The organism is Halarcobacter bivalviorum (genome assembly GCF_003346815.1).
Classification (GTDB): Bacteria; Campylobacterota; Campylobacteria; order Campylobacterales; family Arcobacteraceae; genus Halarcobacter; species Halarcobacter bivalviorum.
Map to the genome: position 1 here is coordinate 532,157 of NZ_CP031217.1, position 18,881 is coordinate 551,037.

General features: G+C 28.8%; 15 protein-coding genes. 14 read left to right on the forward strand and 1 reads right to left on the reverse strand.

Features of this window, described 5'->3' with window-relative positions:
- The first annotated feature begins 15 nt into the window (after window positions 1–15).
- Window positions 16–1,647, forward strand: coding sequence for a chaperonin GroEL (gene groL, locus ABIV_RS02670; RefSeq protein WP_114838426.1), 1,632 nt, complete (start codon window positions 16–18; stop codon window positions 1,645–1,647).
- A 307-nt stretch (window positions 1,648–1,954) separates the two neighbouring features.
- Here groL and ABIV_RS02675 read toward each other — a convergent pair whose 3' ends face one another.
- The gene (locus tag ABIV_RS02675) at window positions 1,955–2,572 is read right to left on the reverse strand and encodes a YkgJ family cysteine cluster protein (RefSeq protein WP_114838427.1); all 618 of its coding nucleotides are present in this window, start codon (window positions 2,570–2,572) and stop codon (window positions 1,955–1,957) included.
- Window positions 2,573–2,648: 76 nt separating this feature from the next.
- Between ABIV_RS02675 and ABIV_RS02680 the strand changes: the two genes are divergently transcribed.
- From ABIV_RS02680 to ABIV_RS02740, 13 genes are all read left to right on the forward strand, one after another.
- Entirely contained in the window at window positions 2,649–3,422 is a 774-nt protein-coding gene (locus ABIV_RS02680; RefSeq protein WP_114840434.1) for an inositol monophosphatase family protein, read from the forward strand.
- A gap of 64 nt (window positions 3,423–3,486) precedes the next feature.
- On the forward strand, window positions 3,487–5,289 hold the full coding sequence (glmS, locus tag ABIV_RS02685; protein ID WP_114838428.1) for a glutamine--fructose-6-phosphate transaminase (isomerizing): 1,803 nt from the start codon (window positions 3,487–3,489) through the stop codon (window positions 5,287–5,289).
- A gap of 96 nt (window positions 5,290–5,385) precedes the next feature.
- A complete protein-coding gene (gene metK, locus ABIV_RS02690) occupies window positions 5,386–6,594 on the forward strand; it encodes a methionine adenosyltransferase (RefSeq protein ID WP_228254328.1) in 1,209 nt (402 codons plus the stop codon).
- Between the two features lie 27 nt (window positions 6,595–6,621).
- On the forward strand, window positions 6,622–7,488 hold the full coding sequence (gene accD, locus ABIV_RS02695; RefSeq protein WP_114838430.1) for an acetyl-CoA carboxylase, carboxyltransferase subunit beta: 867 nt from the start codon (window positions 6,622–6,624) through the stop codon (window positions 7,486–7,488).
- A 39-nt stretch (window positions 7,489–7,527) separates the two neighbouring features.
- Window positions 7,528–7,983: a 23S rRNA (pseudouridine(1915)-N(3))-methyltransferase RlmH gene (locus ABIV_RS02700; protein ID WP_114838431.1), complete on the forward strand. Its 456-nt coding sequence runs from the start codon at window positions 7,528–7,530 to the stop codon at window positions 7,981–7,983.
- A 49-nt stretch (window positions 7,984–8,032) separates the two neighbouring features.
- Window positions 8,033–8,386, forward strand: a complete 354-nt coding sequence (dksA, locus tag ABIV_RS02705) for an RNA polymerase-binding protein DksA (RefSeq protein ID WP_114838432.1) — start codon at window positions 8,033–8,035, stop codon at window positions 8,384–8,386.
- A gap of 13 nt (window positions 8,387–8,399) precedes the next feature.
- Window positions 8,400–9,419, forward strand: a complete 1,020-nt coding sequence (locus ABIV_RS02710; RefSeq protein ID WP_114838433.1) for a hypothetical protein — start codon at window positions 8,400–8,402, stop codon at window positions 9,417–9,419.
- A gap of 2 nt (window positions 9,420–9,421) precedes the next feature.
- Complete coding sequence (locus ABIV_RS02715) at window positions 9,422–10,354, forward strand: tRNA dihydrouridine synthase (RefSeq protein ID WP_114838434.1); 933 nt, start codon at window positions 9,422–9,424, stop codon at window positions 10,352–10,354.
- 46 nt (window positions 10,355–10,400) lie between these two features.
- Complete coding sequence (locus ABIV_RS02720) at window positions 10,401–11,216, forward strand: 50S ribosomal protein L11 methyltransferase (protein WP_114838435.1); 816 nt, start codon at window positions 10,401–10,403, stop codon at window positions 11,214–11,216.
- 5 nt (window positions 11,217–11,221) lie between these two features.
- Window positions 11,222–13,327 carry an ATP-dependent zinc metalloprotease FtsH gene (gene ftsH, locus ABIV_RS02725; protein WP_114838436.1) on the forward strand — a complete coding sequence of 702 codons (2,106 nt, stop codon included), beginning with the start codon at window positions 11,222–11,224 and terminating at the stop codon, window positions 13,325–13,327.
- Between the two features lie 140 nt (window positions 13,328–13,467).
- Window positions 13,468–14,469, forward strand: coding sequence for a sensor histidine kinase (locus ABIV_RS02730; protein ID WP_114838437.1), 1,002 nt, complete (start codon window positions 13,468–13,470; stop codon window positions 14,467–14,469).
- Between the two features lie 2 nt (window positions 14,470–14,471).
- Window positions 14,472–16,310: a PAS domain S-box protein gene (locus ABIV_RS02735; RefSeq protein ID WP_114838438.1), complete on the forward strand. Its 1,839-nt coding sequence runs from the start codon at window positions 14,472–14,474 to the stop codon at window positions 16,308–16,310.
- Window positions 16,307–18,877 (forward strand): sensor histidine kinase, encoded by a 2,571-nt coding sequence (locus tag ABIV_RS02740; RefSeq protein WP_114838439.1) that lies wholly within the window; start codon window positions 16,307–16,309, stop codon window positions 18,875–18,877. The genes ABIV_RS02735 and ABIV_RS02740 overlap by 4 nt, the downstream gene beginning before the upstream one ends.
- Window positions 18,878–18,881 lie beyond the last annotated feature (4 nt).

Consider the following 18,881-nt stretch of genomic DNA (forward strand, 5'->3'; position numbering starts at 1 on the left):
TAAAAGGAAATGAATATGGCAAAAGAGATTACTTTTAGTGATAATGCAAGAAATAAATTATTCTCAGGTGTTGAAAAATTAGCAGATGCAGTAAAAGTTACAATGGGACCTAGAGGAAGAAATGTACTTTTACAAAAATCATTTGGTGCTCCAACAATTACAAAAGATGGTGTATCTGTTGCAAGAGAGATTGAATTAGCTGATACATTAGAAAATATGGGAGCTCAATTAGTAAAAGAAGTTGCTTCTAAAACAGCAGATGAAGCTGGTGATGGAACTACAACTGCAACAGTTTTAGCTCACTCTGTATTTAAAGAGGGACTAAGAAATGTTACTGCTGGTGCAAACCCTATCTCTTTAAAAAGAGGAATGGATAAAGCTTGTGAAGCTATTTTAGCTAACTTAAAAGCTTCATCAAAAGTTATTGCTGATAAAACTGAAATTGAGCAAGTTGCTACAATCTCTGCAAATTCAGATAAAGCAATTGGTTCTATGATTGCTGAAGCAATGGATAAAGTTGGAAAAGATGGTGTTATTACTGTTGAGGAAGCAAAAGGTATTTCAGATGAGTTAGATGTAGTTGAAGGTATGCAGTTTGATAGAGGATATTTATCTCCATACTTTGTAACTAATTCTGAAAAAATGATTGCTGAATTAGAGAATCCATTTATTCTTTTATATGATAAAAAAATCTCTAGCTTAAAAGAGATGTTACCAATTTTAGAGTCTGTAAATCAATCAGGGAGACCACTATTAATTGTTGCAGAAGATGTAGATGGTGAAGCATTAGCTACATTAGTTGTAAATAGATTAAGAGGTTCTTTAAATATTGCTGCTGTTAAAGCACCAGGATTTGGTGATAGAAGAAAAGCAATGTTAGAAGATATTGCTGTATTAACTGGTGGTACTGTTATTTCTGAAGAGATGGGAATGAAACTTGAAACTGCTGAGTTCTCTTGTTTAGGAACTGCTGCAAGAGTTGTAATTGATAAAGATAATACAACAATTGTAGATGGTACAGGAAGTGCTGAAATGGTTCAAAATAGAGTTAACCAAATTAAAGCAGAGATTGAAAATACTACTTCAGATTATGATAGAGAAAAACTTCAAGAAAGACTTGCTAAGCTTTCTGGTGGTGTTGCTGTAATTAAAGTAGGTGCTGCAACAGAAACAGAAATGAAAGAGAAAAAAGATAGAGTTGATGATGCTTTATCTGCAACAAGAGCTGCAGTTGAAGAAGGTATCGTAATTGGTGGTGGAGCTGCATTAATTAGAGCTGCTGCTAAAGTAAACTTAGAACTTGAAGGTGATGAGCAAATTGGTGCAGATATTGTATTAAGAGCTATTAAAGCACCAATGAAACAAATTGCAACAAATGCTGGATTTGATGCTGGTGTTGTTGTAAATGAAGTTGAAAAATCTGATAATGAAAACTTTGGATTTAATGCTGCTACTGGTGAATATGTTGATATGTTTGAAGCAGGAATTGTTGACCCAGCAAAAGTTGAAAGAGTTGCAATGCAAAATGCAGTATCTGTAGCTTCATTATTATTAACTACAGAAGCAACTGTAACAGATATTAAAGAAGATAAAGCAGGACCAGCAATGCCAGATATGGGTGGAATGGGAATGCCAGGAATGATGTAAGAAAAGGAATAATTGAAAGCCAATAGTTTGGCTTTCATCCTTTTCGCAAGCGTAGGATATATGCAAAAGTAATTTGCATTTTTTGAAGCTTAAATATTTATAACAGCTTTGTTCTGAAATATAGCCATAAAAAAAGGGAAGATTTTCATCTTCCCTTTTTCCCTTATCTATAAATAAAACTCATATTTATAAATTTACTTTCTAGTAAATTTTTTTAACTAAGTTTTTAACAATACTAAAATAGAAGTTCCTTTGTCATTCGCACCTCCAGTAGTGTTTTCTTAAAACAATTATGCTCCTATTAAGCTTAAAATTTTATAAAGTCAGTTTCTTTTTTTGAGATAAGATTTTTTAGATTTTCTATTGACTCTTTATGCATTTTAAGATACTCACTTGAGCTTTGCCCTGTATATATATAAAAATCCATATTTCTAATTTTAAGAATATTTTTAAAGTCTTCTTTTTTTAAATTTTCAAATTCAAAATGGGTATTAATATATTTTTCTTGATAGTTATTAAATATCTCATTTTTATATGAATCATCAATAATTTGATTATTCTCAACTAATACATTTGAAGATTGATTTATTTGAGGACATGAACTATCTACATAGATATTATTATCTAGATTTGGACTTAAGGGATAAGTTCTACATACAGTCGGTCTATTTTCATAAATAGTACATCTTTGATTTTTTTGATATGGACAGTAGTCTTTGCCATTTGTTAAAATAATTACCGGTTTAATAAAGCCTAAATCTCCAAAGATAAAAAGGATAGGAAAATTTTTATATATCTTAACAAACTCTTCTTTTAAAATTTGAGAGTAAGTTGTTCCTCTTAAACCATTACAACAATTTGCTTCACAATTACTACATGAACCAAAAGTAAATTTTAAATTTGATGTTTCAATAAATTCTTTCATATTCTCTCTTAATTTATTAATTTAAGTGTAACAAAGTTTTGTTAAAATGCCTAAAACTATTTTAATGGAAGATAAAATGAAAGAAAAATTAGTAGAAATTATAAAAGAAGCAGGAAAATTATTAAAAGAGGGATATTTTTCTAATAAAGAAGTTAACTTTAAAGCAAAAAAAGATTTAGTTACTAAATATGATGTTGCAGTAGAAAACTATTTAAAAAAAGAGTTTTTAAAAGAGTTTACTGATTTTAATATTATTGCAGAGGAATCAGATAATACAAATATAGAGTTTAATAATTCAATAATTATTGATCCAATCGATGGAACTACAAACTTTGTAAATCAAGTACCGCATACTTGTATCTCAGTTGGAGTTTATAAGGATAAAAAACCCTTTATTGGAATAGTCTATAATCCTATTTTAGATGAATTATATGAAGCACAAATTGGCCAAGGAGCTTTTTTAAATGGAGAAAAACTAGAAGTTTCAAAAGAGAATGATTTTCAAAAATCTTTATTAGCTACGGGTTTTCCTTATAGTAATAGTACAAATCAAGATGATTTAAATGATGTAATAGAAAAAATAAGAGTCATTCTTCCACGATGTCAAGATATTAGAAGGCTTGGAAGTGCTGCAATTGATTTATGTTTTATCGCTCGAGGGACTTATGAAGGCTATTATGAGATGAATTTAAAAGCGTGGGATGTAAGTGCAGGTATTATTATTTTACAAGAAGCAGGTGGTAAGTTTACAAGTTTAACAGGAAGTGAATATACCCTTTTTGAAGATAAATATATAGTTGCATCAAATGGTTTAATTCATGATGAGCTTGTTGAACTACTAAATCAGTAAAGTAACAATTTAGAACTTTTTAGGTAATATATCTGATTTTAAAAAAAATGAAGGCTGTAAAAGAATGTGTGGAATAGTTGGATATATAGGAAAGCAAAATACAACAAAAATTTTATTAGATGGGCTAAAAGAACTAGAATATAGAGGATATGATTCTGCAGGAATTGCTCTTTTAAATAAAGAAAAGATTGATGTATTTAAAGCTTTAGGAAAATTATCTAATTTAGAAGAAAAAGTTCAAAAAGCTACATTAAGTGAGTATTCTATAGGAATAGGTCACACAAGATGGGCAACACATGGTAAGCCAACAGAACTTAATGCACATCCTCATTTAGGAGAGTTTTCATATGTAGTTCATAATGGAATTATTGAAAACTATAAAGAGATAAAAGATGAATTAATTCAAAAAGGTCATAAGTTTGTTTCTCAAACTGATACAGAAGTTATTGTGCACCTTTTTGAAAACTATTATAATCTTTGTAATGATGAAGATAAAGCTTTTAAGCAAACAATTGAAAGACTTGAAGGTGCTTTTTCTATTCTTTTAATCACAAAAGCAAATATTGAAAAAATATTTTTCTTTAAACATGGAAGCCCATTGATAATAGCACGTGGTAATGAAGAAGGAGAAGTTCTTTTTGCATCTTCTGATGCTCCTTTAATTGGTTTAGCTAATGATGTAGTTTATTTAGAAGATGGAGTTGGTGGAATTGCAACTGCTTCAAATATTGAATTTTTCTCAGATAACTACTCTTGGAGCACTTTACCAACTTCAAAGCAGTTTGCTCAAAAAGATGGTTTTAGATTTTTTATGGAAAAAGAAATCTATGAACAAAGTAATGTTGTAAGTGATTGTATGCTTGGAAGAATACAAGATGAAGAGATTTTATTTGATGAAATTGATTCTTCTATTATAGAAGGAATTAATGAGATTAAAATCTGTGCTTGTGGAACATCATATCATGCAGGACTTACAGCTTCATATCTTTTTGAAAGATTAGCAAAAGTTAGATGTAATGTTGTAATTGCAAGTGAATTTAGATATAAAGAACCTCTTTTAACAAAAGATACTCTTTTCATCGTAATTAGCCAAAGTGGAGAAACAGCAGATACCTTAGAAGCTTTAAAGATGGCAAAAAATGCTGGACTTAAAACTTTAGTTGTATGTAATGTTGATAACTCTTCTATGACTAGACTTGCAGACCATACAATTTTAACAAGAGCAGGCATTGAAAAAGGTGTTGCTTCAACAAAAGCATTCTCAACTCAAACAGTTGTTCTTTGGATGCTCTCTTTGTACTTTGCTAAACAAAATGATAAAATCTCAAAAGAGACTTTACAAAAAGAGATTCATGCATTAAGAGAAGTGCCAAAATCACTTATAGTAAGTGATAAAATGCATGAAAAAACAAAAAGATTATCAAAACGATATCTACATGGCCATGGTTTTTTCTTTATAGGACGAGATGTCTTTTTCCCATTAGCTCTTGAAGGTGCTTTAAAATTAAAAGAAATTTCATATTTACATGCAGAGGGTTATCCAGCAGGTGAAATGAAACACGGTCCAATTGCATTAGCAGATCCTGAATTATTCACGATTGCTCTAATGCCTGAAAATTTATTATATGACAAAATTAAATCTAATGTTGAAGAGTTAAGTGCTAGAGACTCTACTATTTGTACAATCTCTCCACTTGAATTTGAACTTAGTGATGATTTTATTAAAACTCAAAAAACTGATCATTATATGTTAGAGTTTTTTGAAATGTTAGTTGTATTGCAACTTCTATCTATGGAGATTTCAGTACGATTAGGAAATGATGTTGACATGCCAAGAAACTTGGCTAAGTCGGTAACTGTTGAATAAATATTAATTTTTTATTTTTTTAGTGTAGTTTAAAGATAAAAAGTAAGTATGAATTTGATGGAAAACAAAAATGGAAAACAATATAGGAAAACAAAGATGGAAAACAAAACAAGCTACTTATTTACAAGTGAAGTTGTAAGTCCTGGACACCCAGACAAATGTGCAGATATTATTGCAGATACAATAGTTGATAAATTAATTATTGAAGACTCTGAGAGTAGAGTTGCTTCAGAAGTATTTGTTGCAGGAAAGCACGTTGTTATTGGTGGAGAGGTTAAATCGAAATGTCAACTTTCACAAGAAGAATATGAAACACTAGTAAAAGATGCACTAGCAAAAATTGGATATGACGGTAAGTCTGCATTTACAAAAGAGCAATGTCTTCACCCAGATGATGTACAAGTTCAAGTTTTATTAAATCAACAATCTCCTGATATCTCTCAAGGTGTTGACCAAGAGACAGGTGAAATAGGAGCAGGGGACCAAGGAATTATGTTCGGTTTCGCTTCTTCTGAAACTGCTGATTTAATGCCTGCAGCTATTACATATGCAAGAATGCTTTGTGATAAAGTATATAATTATGCATTAAAACATAATCAAAAACTTGGAGTTGATATTAAAACTCAAGTTACTGTTGATTATGGAACAAAAGAGAATTTTGAGAATTGTAAACCTCAAAAAATTCATACAATTGTTGTAAGTGCACCTTCAGTTGAAGGTATGCCAATTGAAGAAGTAAGAGCTTTAATTCAAGGTCTTATTGATGATACTGGTTTACCAACTGATATGTATAATAAAGATGAGACAATTATTCATATTAATCCTACAGGAAGATATGTAAATCATTCATCTTTACATGATTCAGGATTAACTGGAAGAAAACTGATTGTAGACTCTTTTGGTGGATATTCTCCTATTGGTGGAGGAGCTCAGTCTTCAAAAGATTATACAAAAGTTGATAGATCTGGTCTTTATGCTGCAAGATGGATTGCAAAAAATATCGTAGCAGCAGGACTTGCTAAAAAAGCAATTGTACAAATTTCATATGCAATTGGAGTTGCTAGACCAACTTCTGTTGCTGTTGATACAATGGGTACTTTTACAAAACATAATGATGATAAATTATCTCAAGTTATAATGAGTGAGTATCCTTTAACTCCTAAGTGGATTACTGAAAAATTTGGTTTAGATAAACCAAGTGAAAAAACTTTCCTTTATGCAGATGTTGCATCAAGAGGACAAGTTGGACAAAGTGATTATCCTTGGGAAAAACTTGACGAAGTTGAGAAACTGAAAAATATTTAAAAAGATAAATTTTAAAAAGGATTTATAATGGATTTAAAAAACTTATTTAGTAAAATTTCATTTGATAATAAAGAGCAACAAGCTACAAAAAAAGATGCTCCAACACACTGGATTAAATGTCCTGAATGTTCATCTTTAATGTTTTTTAAAGAGGTAGAGAACCAAAATAATATCTGCCCTAAGTGTAATTTTCATATGAGAATTGGAGCAAAAAGAAGAATTGAGATTTTAGCAGATAGTGACTCATTTGTTGAGTATGATGCTGATTTAAGACCTATAGATCCTTTAAAATTTGTTGATAAAAAGTCTTATAAAAAAAGAGTTGATGAAGCTGAGAAAAAAACAGGAAGAACTTCTGCTGTTGTAAGTGGAGAGTGTAATATTAATGGTGTTCCTGTTCAAATAGTTGTATTTGATTTTGCCTTTATGGGTGGTTCTTTAGGTTCTGTAGAGGGTGAAAAAATTGTTAGAGCTGTAAATAGAGCTATGGAAAAGCATCAAGGGTTAATTATTGTTTCTGCTTCAGGAGGTGCAAGAATGCAAGAGTCAACTTTCTCATTAATGCAAATGGCAAAAACATCTGCAGCACTGAAGAAAATGGACCAAGCTAAACTACCTTATATTTCTGTATTAACAGACCCAACTATGGGTGGAGTATCTGCTTCATTTGCTTTCTTAGGTGATATTATAATGGCTGAACCAGGTGCATTAGTAGGTTTCGCTGGACAAAGAGTTATTAAGCAAACTATTGGTGCAGATTTACCAGAAGGTTTCCAAAGAGCTGAATTCTTACTAGAAAAAGGTTCAATTGATATGGTTGTTAATAGAAGTGATATGAAGAAAACTCTATCTGACCTATTAACAATGTTTTATAAAAATATCTCAGCAAGTTAATTTTTTATAAAGTTCCTTTTTGGAACTTTATATCTTCTTATGAAAATAAATATTTATGCAATAGTAAAACCAAGTAGTGATGATTTTGATAAACTAAATAAAGAGTTTATTAAAATGTGTTCAAAATATGCTAAAGTTGAAGTTCATCACATCTTTGATAAGAATATTGCAAAAGCTCAAAATATCTCTCAAAATGAAGCACAAAAATCTTATACACAAGCTTTCGAAAAGTATTTAACAGGTCACTGTATAGCACTTGACGTTTTAGGAAAAAAGATTGATAGTTTTAAATTCTCTGAATTAATTTCAAATGATAGTGAAGTTAATTTCTTCATTGGTGGAGCTTATGGCTTTGAAAGGGAATTTTTAAATAGATGTCAAAGTGTTATTAGTCTTAGTGATTTAACTATGGCTCACAAAGTTGTTACAGTCGTCTTACTAGAACAAATCTTCAGAGGATTAGCAATAAAGAATAATCACCCATATCATAAATAATTTATAATATTTTCAGTATAATTGCAAAATTTTTTAAATAAGGTATAATATGGCTAATGCAAAACAGATTGAAGAGTTGAAAAATATTCTCTTGGAAAGAAAAGAATTAATCACTCGAAATATCCAAGGAAGCAGGGACAGTATCGATTCTTTAAAGAATTCTGAGTGTAATGATGAATATGATTATGCAGAGGTTTCAAGTGATAGTTTTAAGGAAGGGATTATCGCAAACCAACAAATTAAAGAGTTAAATGAGATTGAAGATGCACTAAAAAGAATTGATAAAGGTACTTATGGTATTTGTGAAATGTGTGATGAGTCTATAGCTATTGGAAGACTTAGAGCAAAACCATTTGCAAAATATTGTACTCCTTGTAGAGAGATTCACGAACAAGAACAATAATAAAGGATTTTATGTGGGACTTAAAAAATATATAGGGTTTTCCCTTTTATTAATAATTGCTATTGGACTTTATGTTTATAGTGTAGAAAGTGGTAGTTATGAAATTACAATTTTAGATTATACTATGCAGTTGCCTACAGTATTGTGGGTTATTATTCCAGTTACAGCATTATTCTTTTTTACAGTTCTGCATCTAATATTTTATGGTTCACTAAATTTCTTTAAAACAAGAAATTTTGTTAAAGATGAAGAATCAATTATTGAAACAGTAAAAGCTTTACTACTTGAAAAAGAGGATAAAAGAAGATTTAAAACTGAAGGTTATAAAAACTTAGCTTCAATTTTAAAACAATTAAATATCTCAATAAAAGAAGGTACATTTACTTCTTCAAATGAAGAATTAAATAATATCGTTGCTTCAATAAAAGATATTGAAGATGGTAAATATGTTTCAGAGAAAACTCTAAAACTTAATCCAGATTCATCTTTAGCTAAAAAGAATTTAATAAATAAAATCAATGAACAAGTTGATTATGCAGTTGATATTCTGAAAAAACAAGATAATTTTTCAGAAGAGGTTGTTAAAGCAGCTTTTTATACTGTTTTAGAAAATAAAAGCATGACAACTGTTAAAAAAGTATATTCTAGTGTAAAACTTACAAAAGATATGGCTTTAAAACTATTTTTAAAAGATATTGATAATACAGAATTTGGATTATCAAAAGATGAAATACAAAAAATTACAAAAACTTTAAATTATACAAATGAAGAGTATTTAACTCTTGCGAAATTATATAAAGATGCATTAAACCCAGATAAATTATTAGACCTTTTTGAAACATTATCAACAGATAATGAAGATGCAATTGGTGCATACTTTTATATTCTATTAGAGCTTGAAATGATTGATCAATTAAAAGATTTATTATCAGGATATAATGATGATGATGAACATAAAGCAATTAGAGCTTTACTAGATTTAAAAGATGCTGGAAAACATTACTCTTTCGAAGATATAACTAACATAAATTAATAATGACAAAAAAAATTGACTTTAGCCAGCCACTTATTGTGCTGGCACCGCTTGCAGGATATACAGACTTACCTTTTAGATCTGTTGTTAAAAAATTTGGTGCTGATGTAACTATTTCTGAAATGATTTCTTCAAATGCTCTTGTTTATAAATCTGAAAAAACAAGAAAAATGATAGAAAAATCTCCTGAAGAGGATCCTTATATTGTACAAATTGCAGGAAATAAACCAGAATTAGTTAGAGATGCTGTTGAAATATTGAATGATATTGAAGGAATAGATGGGATTGACTTAAATTGTGGTTGCCCAGCTCCAAAAGTATTTAATCATGGTTCAGGTTCAAATCTTTTAGGAGATTTAAAAAAGCTTGAAGAGATTTTAAGTACAGTAAAAAGATATTCTAAGAAACAATATACAAGTGCAAAAGTAAGACTTGGTGTTGATACAAAAATTCCAGTAGAGATTGGAAAAGCAGTTGAAGCTTGTGGAATAGATTTTGTATCAGTTCATGGAAGAACAAGAGCAGGAAAATATAAAGCACCTGTTGATTATGACGCAATTAAAATGATGAAAGAAGCTATTTCAATTCCAGTGATTGCCAACGGGGATATAAAAGACTACACGAAAGCTCAAGAGGTATTAAAGTATACTAATGCTGATGGTGTAATGATTGGACGTGGTGCTATTGGTAAACCTTGGGTTTTTTATCAATTAAAGCATGGTATTGAAGATATAAGTGCTGATAAAAAAAGAGAGATAATCTTAGAACATTTTGATGCTGTAATTAAATTCCATGGTATTCATGGGGCAATAATGTTTAGAAAACTTCTACACTCGTACTCAAAAGGGTATCAAGGTGCAGCAGAATTCAGAGATATCATAAATAGAGTAACTGATGAAAAAGTTATGAGAGATATGATAGAAAACTTTTTTTAACAGCTATTTAGTTAGAATAAATTTTATCTAAAAAATAAGGAAGAAATTGACAGATTATTATTATGAGTTGATAGTTGAGCCTGATGATAACTTAGAAGTTTTTATTGATTTGCTTGCTGCTTTAACAAATGAAGCAATAGAAGAATCAGATGGCAAAGTTATTGCAAGAAGTGAAGAAGATTTAATAGATGTAAAAGAGGGAATTGAAAAGTTTTCACAAGCAATAAATATTAATTGTACTATTACTCTAACAAAAAAAGAGAATGAAGATTGGATAAAACAGTATCAAGAATCTGTAAAATCTGTAGAAGTTGGTAAATTCTTTGTAAGACCTTCTTGGGATGAAAAAAAAGAAGATAAAATTGATATAATAATTAATCCTGCACTATCTTTTGGTTCAGGACATCATGAGACTACTTCTTCTTGTTTAGAGGCAATAAGCACTTATGCAAAAGAAAATTATGAAGTATTAGATGTAGGAACAGGAAGTGGAATTTTAGCAATTGCTGCTTCAAAGCTAGGGTGTAAAGTAGATATTTGTGATACAGATGAAATTTGTATAGAAGATACTAAATCAAACTTTGAATTAAATAACAGTAATTTTAATGAAGCATGGATTGGTTCAGCAAATAGTGTTAAAGATAAAAAGTATGATATGGTAATTGCAAATATAGTTGCTGATGTTTTAATGTTTATTCATAAAGATTTAAAAAAATGCTTAAAAGATGATGGTATCCTAGTTATATCAGGTATTTTAGATAAACATAAAGATAAGGTACTTAAAAAATTTAATGATTTAGAACAGTTAGAGCTTATTCATAAAAATGAGTGGATAACAGTTATATTTAAAAATAGGAGTTAACTTAAATGAACAATCGACCAGATAAAAATGGCCAAGATAATAACAATAACAATAACAATAACTTTTTTAATAATAATCCTTTATTAGTATTTGTTATTTTCTCAATAGTTACTATTTTTGTTTTCAAAGCAGTATTTCCAGAAGGAAATTCTCAAGTAGGAGCTACAAATCAAAATATTGCAGCTTTTGGACAAGCAAAAAATCAAACAGTTGCATATTCAGAGCTTAAAAAATTAATCTCTAATGGTAGTATTCAATATGTAGGAATTGGAAATACTCAAATTAAAGCAGTAAGTAAACCAACAAATGGTCAAGTTACTACATTTACAGCAAGAAGAGTAGTTCCTGATAATACTTTAATTCCTTCATTAGAGGAAAAAGGTATTGCTTATGGTGGAATTAATGAAGAAAATCTTTTAGCAGATGTTCTTTTTGGATGGGTTTTACCAATTTTTATTTTCTTTGCAATTTGGATGTTCTTAGCAAGAAGAATGTCTAAATCAATGGGTGGAGGTTCTGGAGGAATTCTTGGAATAGGAAGTTCTAAGAAGATGATTAATTCAGAAAAACCAAATGTAAAATTTGAAGATATGGCTGGAAATAAAGAAGCAAAAGAAGAAGTTCAAGAAGTTGTTGACTTCTTATCTGATCCAGAAAGATATGTAAAACTAGGAGCTCAGATTCCTAAAGGTGTTCTTTTAGTAGGACCTCCGGGTACAGGTAAAACTCTTTTAGCAAAGGCAGTTGCTGGAGAAGCAGATGTTCAGTTTTTATCAGTTTCTGGTTCAGCATTTATTGAAATGTTTGTTGGAGTTGGTGCAAGTAGAGTAAGAGATCTTTTCGAACAAGCTAAAAAAAGTGCTCCTGCAATTATTTTTATTGATGAGATTGATGCCATAGGTAAAAGTAGAGCAAGTGGTGGTCCAATGGGTGGAAATGATGAGAGAGAACAGACTCTAAATCAACTTTTAGCAGAGATGGATGGATTCTCTACAGAAGCTGCTCCTGTTATTGTTTTAGCTGCAACTAATAGACCAGAAGTATTAGACCCAGCACTTCTTAGACCAGGAAGATTTGATAGGCAAGTTTTAGTTGATAAACCTGATTATGAAGGAAGAATTGAAATTCTTAAAGTTCATATCAAAGATGTTAAATTAGCTAAAGATGTTGATTTAAAAGAAGTTGCAAAAATGACAGCAGGTCTTGCTGGTGCAGATTTAGCAAATATTATTAATGAAGCAGCTCTTTTAGCTGGACGTGCTTTAAAAGAACAAGTTGAACCAAGTGACTTTAAAGAAGCTGTTGAGAGACAAATTGCAGGTTTAGAAAAAAAATCAAGAAGAATCTCTCCAAAAGAGAGAAAAATTGTTGCTTATCATGAATCTGGACATGCTTTAATTGCAGAGATTACAAAAGGTGCTAAAAAAGTAAATAAAGTATCTATTGTTCCTAGAGGACTTGCTGCACTTGGATATACACTAAATACTCCAGAAGAGAATAAATATCTAATGCAAAAACATGAGTTAATAGCTGAAGTTGATACTTTACTTGGAGGACGTGCAGCAGAAGAGGTTTTCATTGGAGAAATTTCAACTGGTGCTGGAAATGACCTTGAAAGGGCAACTGATATTATTAAAGCAATGGCTTCTATTTATGGAATGAGTGATGTTGCAGGTTTAATGGTTTTAGAAAAAAGAACAAATCAATTCCTTGGTGGACAAACTCAAAAAGATTTCTCTAATGAGATGGCTAAAAATCTTGATGAACATGTTAAAAGTGTTTTAAATGAGAGATATCAAGCTGTATTAAAAGAGTTAAGAGACCATAAAGAAGCAATTGAGCAAATGACAGCAGAACTTTTAGACATTGAAGTTATTTCAGGTGAAAGAGTAAGAGAAATTATTAAAGAAAATGGTGGAACTGTTTTTGAAGATGAAGACTTACATACTGAGGCTTTAAATGAAGAAGTAAAAGAGACTTCTACTGAGAATGAAGAAGAAAATAAAGAGAATGAAAAAGAAGTTTCAACAGAAACTGATACTAACCTTGAATCTAATGAAAATGAAACATTAGATGACGAAAATAAATCTACTAAAGACGACTCTAAATAATAATCTCATAAAATATATTTATTAAAAAGTAAGAATTCCCTTACTTTTTAATATTAAAATATAAATATCTACTAAACTGTAAATAAATATGTTACATTTATTATGGTACTATATAAAAGATACAACTGTAGGATTAAGTTATGATTGATAAATTAAATACTATACGAGATTTAATCATAGTTTTGGTGTTAGGTGTAATAATTTGGGGTATTTTATCAAGTATTGATGGATTTGAGTTACTAATAGAGTATTTAAAAACTTATGAAGATTATGAACTCGATGAATTACTATTATTGCTATTAATTTTAAGTCCTTTTTTAATTATTTACTCTCTGTTAAGAATAAAAGAAGCAATACATTTTAATAAACAACTAAAAGAATTAAATGAGTCACTGGAAAAAAGAGTTCAAGCAGAGCTTAAAAAAAGAGAAGAGAGTGAGATTTTATTAATTCAACAATCAAGATATGCTGCTTTAGGAGAGATGATTTCAAATATAGCACATCAATGGAGACAACCTTTAAATGCTTTAAGCTTAATTGTTCAAAATTTAAACTTTTTATATAAAGGTCAACTTTTAAATGATGAACAGATGGAAAGGGCAATGGAAAAAATAAAAATTTTGACTAATTCCATGTCTCAAACAATAGATGATTTTAGAAACTTTTTCAAACCAGAAAAAGTAAAAAGAGAGTTTATTGTTAAAAATACAGTAAAAAAAGCTTTAAAAATTATTGATGCCTCTTTTGAAAACTTAAATATTGAAATTGATTCTTCAAAAGTAGAACTTGATACTCAAGCATATGGATATGAAAATGAGTTTTCTCAGGTATTAGTAAATGTACTAATAAATGCAAAAGATGCAATTAAAGAAAATGAGATAGAAGAACCTAAAATTATAATAGAACTTGTTGAGAATGATGATATGATTGATTTAATTGTTAAAGATAATGCAGGAGGAATACCTGAAGATGTTATCTCCAAGGTTTTCGACCCATATTTTTCAACAAAAGAGAAAGGTACAGGTATTGGTCTTTATATGTCAAAAATAATTATAGAAAAAAATATGCAAGGACATATAAGTATTAAAAATTTAGATGATGGAGTTCAATTCATTATCTCTCTTCCTACTTATAAGGAGTAATAATGCTTCAAATGAAAAGTGAGTTAAGCCTTCTAAATGAGTTAAATGTATTATATGTAGAAGATGACAAATATATTCAAGAAGAGTTAGAATTCTTTTTATCTGGAAAAGTAAAAAGTCTAACAATTGCTTCAAATGGACAAGAGGGTTTAGAAGCTTATAAAAACAATCAAATTGATTTGATTATTACTGATATTCAAATGCCTAAAATGAATGGTTTAGAAATGAGTAGAAAAATCAGAGAAATTAATAAAGATGCTAAAATTATAATTACTACGGCTTTTAATGATACTGAATATTTAATGGAAGCAATAAAATTAAATTTAGGAAATTATCTTACAAAACCACTAGACTTAAACTATTTAATTGAAATAATGATTGAGAGTGCTAAAAATATACTTTTAGAAAAAGAGAATAGAAGAATACTAAATACTTTTGAGCAATATAAAAGTGTAGTTGATGAAAGATCAATTGTTTCAAAAACTGATATAAATGGAATAATTACATATATAAATAAGCCTTTTGAAGAGATTTCAGGTTATACAGTTAGTGAATTAATTGGAAAATCACATAATATAATTAGACATGAAGATACACCTATAGAGGTTTTTGAAGATATGTGGCAAACTATTTTAGCTAAAAAAGTTTGGCAAGGAAAAATTAAAAATAAAAAGAAAAATGGTGATTATTATATAGTTGATACGATTATAAAACCTATAGTAAATATTGATGGAGAGATTGAAGAATTTATTGCTTTAAGAAATGATATTACAGAATTAGAGATGTCTAAAGAGTACTTTAAACATAGAAATGAAAAGACTTCAACTAACTTAAAAGAGTCAATTCGTGTAGCTAAAACCTATAAAGATATAGTTGATAAATCAAATATGATAATTAGAATAGATTTAGATAGAAATATCACTTTTGTAAATGATGCTTTTTGTGAAGTTAGTGGCTATTCAAAAGATGAACTAATAGGTAAACCTTATGCAATGCTAAAAGATAGCAATGTTACTATGGAAGAGTATCAAACAGAGATAAATGCGATGTTTGATGCTATGGATGGGAAAAGAGTATTAAGACGAAAACTTGCAAATAGAGCAAAAGATGGTTCAACTTTTTATTGTAAAGCAATCTCTTATCCTTTAGTAGATAAAAATGGAGAAATATCTGAGTATATGGGTGTTAGACATGATATTACAGATATTGAAAAACTTCATAAAGAGTTAGAGGATACTCAACGAGAGCTTATCTATAGACTAGGTGAGGTAGGAGAAACTAGAAGTAAAGAGACTGGAAATCATGTAAAAAGAGTTGCAAATTATTCAAAACTTTTAGCAAAACATTATGGTTTAAGTAAAGAGGAAGAAAATCATCTATTTAGTGCCTCTCCTATGCATGATATTGGAAAGGTTGGAATTCCTGATAATGTTCTAAATAAGCCAGGAAAGCTTGATGAAAAAGAGTGGGAAATAATGAGGACACACTCTGAAATAGGTTATGAGATTTTAAAAAATTCAGCAAGACCTATTTTAAAAGCAGCAGCAATAGTCTCTTATACTCACCATGAAAAATGGGATGGTACAGGTTATCCTAAAGGTTTAAAAGGTAAAGATATTCATATTTTTGGAAGAATAACTGCTATTGCAGATGTATTTGATGCATTAGGAAGTGATAGAGTTTATAAAAAAGCTTGGCCCCTAGAACAAATATTAGATTATTTTAAAGAACAAAAGGGCAAACATTTTGACCCTACTTTAGTAGATATCTTTTTAGAAAACTTAGATGAATTTTTAGAAATTAGAGATAAATATAAAGATAACTTTGGTAAGAACTCGTGAAAAATCTTAGTATAAAAATAAAGCTGATAATAATTTTTGTATTAATTAAAATTGTACCTCTTTTAATTATCTCTTATATAGCATATCAAGGAGTAATCCAGTTAGATAAATATATTCATAATAGTACAGATTATCTATTTAAAGAGAGTAAAAATATTATAAATCAAACTGCAAAAGCTTCTATTGATGATAGTATTAAGTTCTTAGACAAAAAATCTCAACTTTCACTGGAGAGACTATCTTATGAAATAGCAAATAATGTAGCTCAATTTTTATATCAAAGGGATGAAGATTTACTTTTTTTATCAAAAGTAGATTTAAATCAAGAACTTCTAGAAAAGTTTTACAACTCAAAACAAAGAGAGATAATTGTTCATGGTGAATATATTTATAATGAAAATACTAAAGTTTGGGTGTTAAAAAATAAAAAAGATAGTCAAGAAGAAATAAAAAGAACTATTCTTGAAGATAATAAAAGAGAGTTTCATTTTACTGATGCTAAAAACTTTAAAAAGAAAAAAATACCAATTTATAAAGAGATTAGTTTTTTTAATTTAAAAGGAGAAGAACTTTATAAAATATCTTCAATTGATAATAAATTAAAAAATATTTCACTTCAAAAAAATACCTATGTAAATGCAGAAAACTATTTTCAAGAGATACAAAAATTAAAAAAAGATGAAATATATGTTTCTAATGTTATTGGAGAGTATGTAAAATCAAAAATTATTGGTAAATATACTAAAGAGAGAACAGATAAATTAAATATAGAGTTTGAACCTGAAAAATCAGCTTATGCAGGAAAAGAAAACCCAATAGGTAAAAAATTTGAAGGAATTATTAGATTTATAACTCCTGTATATAAAAACAATAAAAAAGTAGGTTTTTTATCTTTAGCTTTAGACCATGAACATATTATGCAGTTTACTGATACAGTAAATCCTACAGGAAAAGAACCTGTACAAGATATTACTGATGCAAGTTCTGGTAATTATGCTTTTATGTGGGACTACAAAGGAAGAAATATTTCTCATGTAAGAGATTTTTTTATAGTAGGTTATGATAAAACAACTGGAAAAGAAGTAATGCCTTGGTTAAGTGAGAGTTTAGCTAAAAAATATGAAGACTCAAAACTTGAAATTAATGAATTTTTATCTTCTTATCCAACTTTTGAAAATCAAACTTTAACAAAAAAGCCAAATATTCAACAAGTAATAAAAGAAGGAAATGTAGGTTTGGATTGTAGATATTTAAACTTTGCACCTCAATGTCATGGTTGGATGGAAGTTACTAAAAATGGTGGATATGGCTCTTTTATTATCTATTGGAGTAATGTTTGGAAATTATCAACAGCTGCAACAATTCCTTATTATACTGGACAATATGCCTCTTCAAAAAGAGGTTTTGGTTTTGTAACAATAGGTGCAAATGTAGATGAATTTCATGCTGCTGCAAATGAGACTAAAAGAAGTGTAACTAAAATTTTAAATCAACAAACAGATAGTATGAAAGAAGTTGTTGAACAAAATGGTTTTGAAATTCATAAATTTATAATTATGTTAATAAATGAACTAACTATAGTAACTTTAATAATGGTCTTAATAATTATATTAATAGCTTTAGCTTTATCTTCTTACATAAGTAAAAAAATAGAAAAACTATTAATTGGTACAACTAAGTTTTCAAAAAATGAACTTGATTATCGAATAGAAGTTACAACAAATGATGAAATAGGAAAACTAGAAAAATCATTTAATACCATGGCTTCTAAACTTGAAGAACATATTAAAAAAGAAAAAGAGATAAATAAAACTTTAAAAATTAAAGTAGAACAAGAAGTTGCAAAACAAAGAAAACAAGAACAAATTTTAATCCAACAATCTAAGCATGCAGCAATGGGGGAAATGATTTCAAATATTGCACATCAATGGAGACAACCTTTAAATGCAGTCTCTTTAGTTATTCAAAATTTGAAGTTTTCATATTATGCTGGGGATTTAACAAAGGAATCTTTAGACCGTTCAGTTGAAAAAGCAACAATGCTAACAAATAGTATGTCTAAAACAATTGATGATTTTAGAGACTTTTTTAAACCAAATAAAGTAAAAGTTGAGTTCTCTTTACAAAAAAGTATAAATAGAGTTATCTCTTTAGTTGAAGCAAGCTTTAATAGTAGTGATATAAAAATTGAACAAGAAATACCTAAAAAAGAATTAACTATTTTTGGATATGAAAATGAGTTTTCTCAAGCATTACTTAATATTGTAAATAATGCCAAAGATATAATTCTTGAAAATGATATTAAAAATGGTTTAATTAAAATCTCCTCTTTTGAAGAAAAAGGCCTTTATGTTATTGAGGTTTCAGATAATGCAAATGGAATAAAAAAAGAGAATCAAGAGAAAATATTTAATCCTTATTTTACTACAAAAGAAGAGGGTAAAGGTACAGGAATAGGTCTTTATATGACAAAAACCATTATTGAAAATAATATGGAAGGTAAAATCTTCTTAAAAGAGTCTTCTTCTAAAGGAACTATCTTTAGAATTGAGTTTAAAAAACTTTAAAATA